This is a genomic window from Terriglobales bacterium (assembly GCA_035624475.1).
Taxonomy (GTDB): Bacteria; Acidobacteriota; Terriglobia; order Terriglobales; family Acidobacteriaceae; genus DASPRL01.
The window spans coordinates 1-3,478 of record DASPRL010000412.1 but is presented as its reverse complement, the minus strand read 5'-3'; the positions used below and the strand labels follow the sequence as shown (position 1 = coordinate 3,478).

General features: G+C 66.9%; 6 protein-coding genes. 1 reads left to right on the top strand and 5 read right to left on the bottom strand.

All coding sequences use genetic code 11. From position 1 onward, the window contains the following. A partial coding sequence (locus tag VEG08_15830) for a hypothetical protein (GenBank protein ID HXZ29465.1) occupies window positions 1–493 on the bottom strand: 493 nt, incomplete at its 3' end. Between the two features lie 163 nt (window positions 494–656). Here VEG08_15830 and VEG08_15825 point away from each other — a divergent pair. After that, entirely contained in the window at window positions 657–1,067 is a 411-nt protein-coding gene (locus VEG08_15825; protein HXZ29464.1) for a hypothetical protein, read from the top strand. A gap of 17 nt (window positions 1,068–1,084) precedes the next feature. Here VEG08_15825 and VEG08_15820 read toward each other — a convergent pair whose 3' ends face one another. The 4 genes from VEG08_15820 to VEG08_15805 form a co-directional block, all read right to left on the bottom strand. Next, a complete protein-coding gene (locus VEG08_15820; GenBank protein HXZ29463.1) occupies window positions 1,085–1,354 on the bottom strand; it encodes a hypothetical protein in 270 nt (89 codons plus the stop codon). Window positions 1,355–1,460: 106 nt separating this feature from the next. Next, window positions 1,461–2,375, bottom strand: a complete 915-nt coding sequence (locus tag VEG08_15815) for a biotin/lipoyl-containing protein (protein HXZ29462.1) — start codon at window positions 2,373–2,375, stop codon at window positions 1,461–1,463. Window positions 2,376–2,486: 111 nt separating this feature from the next. Continuing rightward, entirely contained in the window at window positions 2,487–2,756 is a 270-nt protein-coding gene (locus VEG08_15810) for a hypothetical protein (GenBank protein ID HXZ29461.1), read from the bottom strand. 244 nt (window positions 2,757–3,000) lie between these two features. Continuing rightward, window positions 3,001–3,435 carry a DUF420 domain-containing protein gene (locus VEG08_15805; protein ID HXZ29460.1) on the bottom strand — a complete coding sequence of 145 codons (435 nt, stop codon included), beginning with the start codon at window positions 3,433–3,435 and terminating at the stop codon, window positions 3,001–3,003. Window positions 3,436–3,478: the final 43 nt, after the last annotated feature.

Here is a 3,478-nt window from a genome sequence, read left to right as displayed (position 1 = left end):
CCGGAGGCACCAGCCCCTTGTGGATCTCCGCCGCCAGCTCCATCTCCGCCTGCACCCGGAAGTGCCGCCGGCCCTCGGTGATCGCGAAATACAAGAAGCAGACGTACCCTCCTACCATCACCACGATGACCCCGAAGCCGTCGATTCCCAACCGGTAATCCAGGGCCGAGATCTCCGCCGGCCCCATCTGCCGGGGCGCCGCCTGCGAGGGGAAGCGGTTCGCGATCAGGCCGGTGAACAGGAACTGCAGCAGGAAGATCGGCACCATCGCCACCCAGGCGCGCCCGCGCAGCCGGAAGCCCGCCACCGCGTACAGGATGGCGAAGCCGCCGGAGAGCGCCACCGTCAGGATCAGCCGCGCCCAGGGCTCCTTGCCCATCGCCAGGATGTCGCCGATGAACCCGATGCTGCTGAAGAGGAAGAAGACGCCGGCGAGGAACAGGACCTTCGCGCGCAGGGGCGCGTGCTGCCAGGGCTGTTGGGGGTTTGCCATTCCGGGCAGGCAGCCTACCACACCCAAGTGTCAGCCGTCAGCCCGCAGCCCGCCGCCGGGTGCGGGCGCCCGCCTTCCGCATCTTATTGTGTGGGGCCGGGTTTAGACTGGGTGTAGGGACCCAGGTTCGAGCCAGTGGCCCCGCAGTAAGGGGGACGAACCCATGGTGCTTTCCAGGCGAACCACGGTGGCCCTGGTGGTAGGGCTGCTTCTTCTAATGGTGCCGGCGGCCTCGGCGCAACATCCTCACCGCCGCGGCATCGTCATCCGGCCGGTCAACCCGTACTTCTACTACGACCCGTTCTTCTACGGGCCCTATTACCCGTACTACTACGGCTACGGCCCCATGTACGTGCACCCGGAGCGGGTGGGCTACATCAAGATCGAGACCCACTTGAAGGACGCGCGCATCTACGTAGATGGCGGGTATGCCGGCGTCACCGGCAAGCTCAAGGAGTTCCCGCTGCGCCCCGGCACCCACGACCTGGTGGTGAAGGACGCCGACGGTCGCCCCATCTACCAGGAGCGCGTCGCCGTCTTCCTGGGCAAGACCACCAAGCTGCGCGTGGACTGAGGGAAGTAGCGCCGGTCTTAGCCGGCTTTCGCCGGCGGCACAGCCCGCTCCATCCGCTCCAGCAGCATGCGCCACATATCGATCTCCAATTCGAACTGGTGCTTCATGGCGCTATAGCCCGACGGCAGGTACACCAGGTTGGTCTGCATCTGCTCGAGCAGCGAGCGCATCCGCTTCAGGTCATCGCTGGGGGCGGCGGGCTGGTCGGTGCTGCCTGGAGCCGTTTGCCCCAGCAGCGGGCCGGCCAGCAGCAGGGCGGAGAGGGAGAGCGCTTGTCGGCGTCGCATAGATTCCACCTCTGCAGCCGATTGTAGACCCAGCCAGGCAGCGCGACTGCGGGGCGTGAAAGCCGCCCGAGACCCAACTGGGTACTGGGAACCGGGAACTGGGAACTCACTGGCCCCTCGCCCGCTCCCGGATCGCCCGCTCCGTCTCCCGCGCCTGCTGCTGGATGCGCTCGGGGAGGTCGGGCAGAGCTTGCTCGTAGGGTGTGACGTAGGGCAGGTCGTCCGGCGTGCCCACCAGGTACAGCGCGCGCAGCGCCTCCCACACCTGCTCGGTGCCGGGCGTGACCACCGCCAGCTTGTCGCCCACGGCCACCCGCGCTCCCGGCGTGGCCGTCACCGCCTTCACCTGCCCGGTGATGGGAGAGCGCACCTCGGTGGTCTGCCCGCCCTCCTCCAGCCGCACCAGCAGGGTGCCGTGCTGGATGGGCTCGCCCGAGCGCGCCGCCGCCGTCACCGTGCCCGCCACCGGCGCGGTCACCGTCGAGGGCTCCAGCATCTCCACTATCTGCGGTCGCCCGCTCGCGTCGCCGAAGCGCACCAGCGAGAGCGCCGCGTTCCCCCGCACCATCTCCGAAGAGTCGCCCAGCATCTTCAGCAGCGCTTGGTGGAACTCCGGCCGCGAGGGGTCTTTGCCCATCACCCAGGCGTCGGTGTTGCGGATCTCCTCCACCGGGTGCGAGGCCAGCCGCACCAGGTCGGGATACCACTGCGCCACCCCCGGCTGGTGCTTGTCTATCTGCTCCCCGATCTGCACCAGAGCGTGCTGGATGTGGCGCGGCTTCTGCTCGTCGTGCAGGTACTGGGCTATCTCCGCGTTCGTGAGCGGCCGCCCGAACCAGGTGGCCCGCCAGAACAGGAAGGGCATGAGCACGATCAGCCACGCCACCACGTAGAACAGGATGCGGTTGCGCAGCGGCATGCGCGGCTTCTTGCGCTTGGCCAGCTCCGCCTGCACCTGGCTGGACTCGATCTCTTCCGTGGGCGCTTCGCTGGGATCGGGCGGCTTGTTGGGATCTGCCATGAGGTCTGCGTTGCTGCTTGATGGAGTTAGGAGTTTGGAGTTAGGAGTTAGCGATTGCATCGCGGTCCTGGGCGCTAACTCCTAACTACAAACTACTGACTACGCCCCGAGTCATTCCTCCACGTCCGCGTCGAGCACGCCCTCCTGCTCAAGGTAGTGGCTCACCGCGTACTGCGCCAGCAGCGGCGTGGTCAGGGTGATGAGCGCGCCCCGCCACTCGCCCTTCGCATGCGGCGCCTTGGGATCGTGCTTGCACTCGCCGCTGGAGCCGTGCTGCGCCCCGTACTCCGCCTTCTGGATCTCCCCGAACTGCTGGATGCGCTGCCAGGCCTCGTCTCCCACCGTCCCGCTGAGATCGATCTTCAGCCGCACCTTGGCCATGCTCACCTCGAATCAGAGATGATAACAAACCACGGAGGACACAGAGGACACGGAGGAGACCAGAAAAGCCAACCACAAAGGACACGAAGGAACCACAACGGTCACAAGTCCAGCCCGGAGGGCGGTTGAGAATAGCCCAGGACGAAGCGCGCCCTGCGCGCGTAGTCCTGGGTAGGCTGCCGATAGAAACCCTGCGCGCGACCGAGCGGCAAGGCGTCAGCCGACCGCGAAGGAGCGCGCCGCCTCAGCGTGGAAAGAGCTGATACAGCATCACGTAGATCACCACCCCGGTCACATTCACGTACATCCACGTGGGATAGGCCCAGCGTGCCACGCGCCGGTGGCGCTCAAACCTCCCACGCAGCGCCAGCACCAGCGCCGTCGCTACCAGCGGCACGATGGCCGCCGCCAGCACGGTGTGCGTCCCCAGAATGGAGAAGTACACCGGCCGCGTCCACCCCGCGCCGCGAAATCGCACCGTCCCCACCTGCCAGTGGTAATAGAGATAGGAGACCAGGAAGAGGCTGGAGCAAACCACCGCCGCGATCATACACCGCTTGTGCGCCGCGATCCGCCTTTGCTGGATGAAGTGCCGCCCGCAGGCGATCAGCACCGCGCTGGTCCCGTTCAGAATGGCGTTCAGGGCAGGGAAGAAGGCGTAGGCGGCGGGGTCGGCCACGGAAGGAAGCCCTCAGGCCGCGGGCTTGGTGGTGCGCCGGTTG

Bases quoted from the DNA above. Each gene is read 5' to 3' on its own strand.
- VEG08_15810 (HXZ29461.1), bottom strand. From the start codon at position 2,756: ATGGCCAAGGTGCGGCTGAAGATCGATCTCAGCGGGACGGTGGGAGAC.
- VEG08_15825 (HXZ29464.1), top strand. From the start codon at position 657: ATGGTGCTTTCCAGGCGAACCACGGTGGCCCTGGTGGTAGGGCTGCTT.
- VEG08_15820 (HXZ29463.1), bottom strand. From the start codon at position 1,354: ATGCGACGCCGACAAGCGCTCTCCCTCTCCGCCCTGCTGCTGGCCGGC.
- VEG08_15815 (HXZ29462.1), bottom strand. From the start codon at position 2,375: ATGGCAGATCCCAACAAGCCGCCCGATCCCAGCGAAGCGCCCACGGAA.